Annotated in this window: 1 protein-coding gene and 1 tRNA gene; both read right to left on the bottom strand. The window is 59.0% G+C overall.

Features of this window, described 5'->3' with window-relative positions; translation table 11 throughout:
* Nucleotides 1-80: 80 nt before the first annotated feature.
* Nucleotides 81-157: transfer RNA gene (locus AC07N8_RS29370), tRNA-Ile, on the bottom strand.
* 15 nt (nucleotides 158-172) lie between these two features.
* Nucleotides 173-3,919, bottom strand: a complete 3,747-nt coding sequence (locus tag AC07N8_RS29365; protein ID WP_493147236.1) for a bifunctional diguanylate cyclase/phosphodiesterase — start codon at nucleotides 3,917-3,919, stop codon at nucleotides 173-175.
* Between the last annotated feature and the right edge of the window lie 182 nt (nucleotides 3,920-4,101).

Here is a 4,101-nt window from a genome sequence, read left to right as displayed (position 1 = left end):
TTGCTCGCACGAACATCATCAATCAAATCGGCGTTCTTGTTTCTGTGTTTCCCGGGATTCCGTGAAGAACCTTTTTTATTTGGTGGGCCCACACGGACTTGAACCGTGGACCAAAGGATTATGAGTCCTCTGCTCTAACCAACTGAGCTATAGGCCCTCAGTAGGCCGCGGATTATAGCGACGGTTTCTCGGCTGTGCTATCCGAAAAATCCGATACGGCAATACGAAGAAACGTCGCGGCGAATTCGTCGGCGGGAAGAGGCGGACTGACGATGTAACCCTGGATCTGTTCGCAGCCTTCGGTGGCGAGGAATTCCTGTTGGGCCAGGGTCTCCACGCCCTCGGCGATGACGGTGAATTGCATGCTGCGGCCCAGGGCGATGATCGCGCGAACAATCGCCGCATCATGCGGATCGTCAGGCAGGCCGCGGACAAATGACTGATCAATCTTGAGAATATCCAGCGGCAGGCGCTTGAGGTAGCTCAAGGACGAGTAGCCCGTCCCGAAGTCGTCGATGGCCAACTGCACGCCCAGCTGTTTGAGTTGGTGCAGCACCGCGAGCGCTTCTTCGGCCTGGCTCATGATGAAGTTTTCGGTAATCTCCAGTTGCAGAAAACCGGGTTGGAGATGGCTGTCCTTGAGCAGTTGCTCGATCCGTCCCAGCAGATTGGGTTGACGCAGTTGGGCGCCTGCGAGGTTGACCGAGAGCGGGCCGAGGCATTCATACACCTGATTCCACTCGTTCATTTGCCGGCAGGCGGTTTCGAGCACCCAGTCGCCGATTTGCAGAATCATGCCGTTTTCTTCGGCCAGGGGAATGAAGTGTTCTGGCGGCACCATGCCGAAGGTCGGGTGATGCCAGCGAATCAGTGCCTCGGCACCGACCAGTCGATGGTCGTCGAGGCTGATTTTCGGCTGGTAGTGCAAGAACAGTTCGTTGCGCTCGATGGCGCGCCGCAATTCATGTTCCAGCGCCACGCGCTCGCTGGCCTGTGCGGTGAGGTCGCGGGTATAGCTTTCGACCCGGTTACGCCCCTTGGCCTTGGAGCGGTACATCGCTGCATCGGCGTTCTTGACCAGCGTGGCGACGTCGCAGCCGTCCTTGGGGTACAGGCTGGTGCCGATGCTGGCGCTGATGAAAAACTCGTGTTCACCGGCCTGGAACGGCGCCCCGAAGCAGTTGAGCAGCTTGGCCGCGATGTTGTCGGCGTCGCTGTTCTGTTGCAGGCCCGGTAGCAGGATGATGAATTCGTCACCGCCTAGGCGCGCGACGGTATCGATGTCGCGCAACTGTTCTTTGAGGCGCACCGCGATGCCTTTGAGGAGCAGGTCGCCAACCGGGTGGCCGAGGCTGTCGTTGATGTGTTTGAAGCGGTCCAGGTCGAGGAACAGCACGGCGCCCTGGCCACCATTTTCTTGTTGGGTGTTGAGGGCGGTCTGCAGTCTGCTCTCGAACAGTGTGCGGTTTGGCAGGCCGGTCAACGGGTCGTGATGCGCCTGGTAATCGAGTTTGGCCTGAGCGTGTTTGAGGCTGGAAATGTCGGCGAACACCGCCACAAAGTGGGTGATGAACTTGTCCCGGTTGCGCACGGCGCTGATGGTCAGCCAGCTCGGGTAGAGTTCGCCATTCTTGCGGCGGTTGGAGATTTCGCCTTGCCAATGACCTTCGGCGGTCAATTGGTGCCACATCGCCGCATAAAACGCGCTGTCATGAAGGCCCGAGGCAAGCAGGCGAGGGGTGTGGCCCAGTGCTTCGCTCTCGCTGTAGCCGGTAATCTCGGTAAACGCGCGGTTGACCGCGCTGATGTGCTGTTGGGTGTCGGTGATCAGCACGCCCTCGGCCGTGCTTTCGAACACGGTGGCGGCCTGTTGCAGCTTTTCCTGCATCAGGTGCCGCTCGGTGATATCCCGGGCGATGGTCAACATGCAGTCTTCATCACCGATAGGCAAAGGACGGCTCGACACCTCACAGAGACGAATCTGCCCGTCGCTGCGGCGGATGTGGCAACTGAAGTCGCGGACGAAGCCATCCCGGTGCAGCAGGTCGAGCATTTGTTTGCGTTCGTTGAGGTTGACCCATATCCCGAGGTCCAGGGCCGACCGATCAACGGACATCGCGCTGTTGAAGCCCGTGATGCGGCTGAAACCTTCATTGACCTCCAGCAGCAACCCGTCGCTCTGCCTGGACAGCAACAAACCGTCCGGAGAAGCGTGGAAGGCCTTGGCGAATTTCTCCTCGGAGGTTTGCAGTTGCTGCTGGGTTTCCTTGAGCTGGCTGATATCACGCACCACGACCACCAGGGCAGGGGTCGTGTCGAGATCGAAAGGCTCGGCGGAAATCAGGCCGGTGAACACGTGGCCGTTACTGCGGCGAAAAGGCATCTCCAGGTTGCGGATGCTGCCGGCCTGCAATCGCTGCAACAGACCCGGCCCAACGCCTGGGATGCCCCAGATGTTGAGGTCTGTGGCCGTCTGGCCGATGACGTCTTCAGCCCTGAGGCCGATTTGCTCTTCGAACGCTTTGTTCACCTCCAGCAGGCAACCGTCGGACAGTCGCGCGATCACCAGAATGTCCGGGCATTGCTGGAAGACCGAAGCAAATTTTTGCTCGGACAGACTCAACGCTTCTTCTGTGCGCTTGGCATCACTGATATCGATCATCAGCCCGCGCATGATCGGTTCATGACCGTGCTCGATCAGGCTGACGATATCGCGCACCCAAAGGCAGCGGCCATCGGCGGTGATGACCCGGTAATCGACGCTGTGATCGCGCCCGGCCAGCACTTCGTGATCGCAAAAAGACTGTGCCCGGGTCAGGTCCGCGGGGTGGATGATGTTGCGCCAGAAGCCCGGAATCAGCCAATGAGACAGGGGATAACCGAGGAGCTCTTCGGCATGGGGTGAGACGTAGCTGTAGGTGAAATCACTGATCCGTGCTTCCCAGGCGATGGCCGACAAACTCTCTACCAGCCCGCGATAGTGATACTCGCTGCTGCGCAGTTCCTGTTCCAGGTCGACCCGGCGAGCAATTTCAGAGCTCAGTCGGCGGTTGATCCGGATGACCACGGCCAGCATGACCGTCAGAAACAGCAGCCCCGGCAAGCCGTAAACCAGCAAATCCGACCAGAAGGTTCGATGATCGAGGACGTTGCCCACCCAATGTTCCTGAATGGCGCTGATTTCACTGGGGCTCATGTCCGCCAATACTTTGTCCAGAATGCCGACCAGCACCTTGTTACCGGGAGGCACGGCCATTGCCAGTTGATAGCGGTAGGGGGTTTCACCGCTGACATACAACCCATCGAGCCTGAGCTGGCGAAGGCTCCAGACGCTGGAAGCAAGATCGCCCACCACGGCGTCCACTTCATCGGTGGCCAATGCCTGCAAAGCCGAGCTCACATTGGGCATCGGCACCAGATTCAGGTCAGGGTGGTGGGTGCGCAGCAGCTCATGGGGCGCGTAGTTTTCCACCACGGCGATCTTCAACCCGTAAAGGTCTTCGAGTTTGTGCGGTTGGGCGCCGCCGACATGGGCCAGGATGACAATGGGGAAGTCGAGATAGGGGCGAGTAAACGACAGGTACGATTGGCGTTCCGGTGTCGACATGATGCCCGGCAAAACATCCAGCTTGCCTTGCTTGGCCTGTTCCAGCACGACCGTCCAGCTGACTGGTTCGATGGGCGTGAGGTTGATGGCCAGTCGTTGACGAATCACATTGATGTAGTCCGCCGCCAGGCCCTGATAAACACCCTTTTCATCGCGGAACTCAAATGGCGGCCACGACGCGTCCACACCCAAACGCAAATCCGGGTGTGCGGTCAGCCAGCTACGTTCGTCGTCAGTCAGAGTCAGCGCGCCAGCCGTTGCGGTCCAGGTCATCAGCGACAGCAAAAAAAGCACGGTCGGCAGTCTGGGCATAACGGTCTCGTTATGGCTCGGGGGAATGTTTCGAGTGTAGACGGGCTAGGCGGCGGGGGGGAGGTACGGGGGATTTAATCTGCATAAAGCAAAACCCCCGGCCTGGGCCGTAATGCTGTTCACTTAAGTATTTGAGTCTCAGCAAGGCTTCATCGAAAATCCGATGCCAGACCTCTGGCATC

The sequence above is a fragment of the Pseudomonas sp. GW821-FHT10C09 genome (assembly GCF_059415465.1).
The sequence above is the reverse complement of the archived record's forward strand: the minus strand, read 5'-3'. Positions and strand labels throughout refer to the sequence as shown.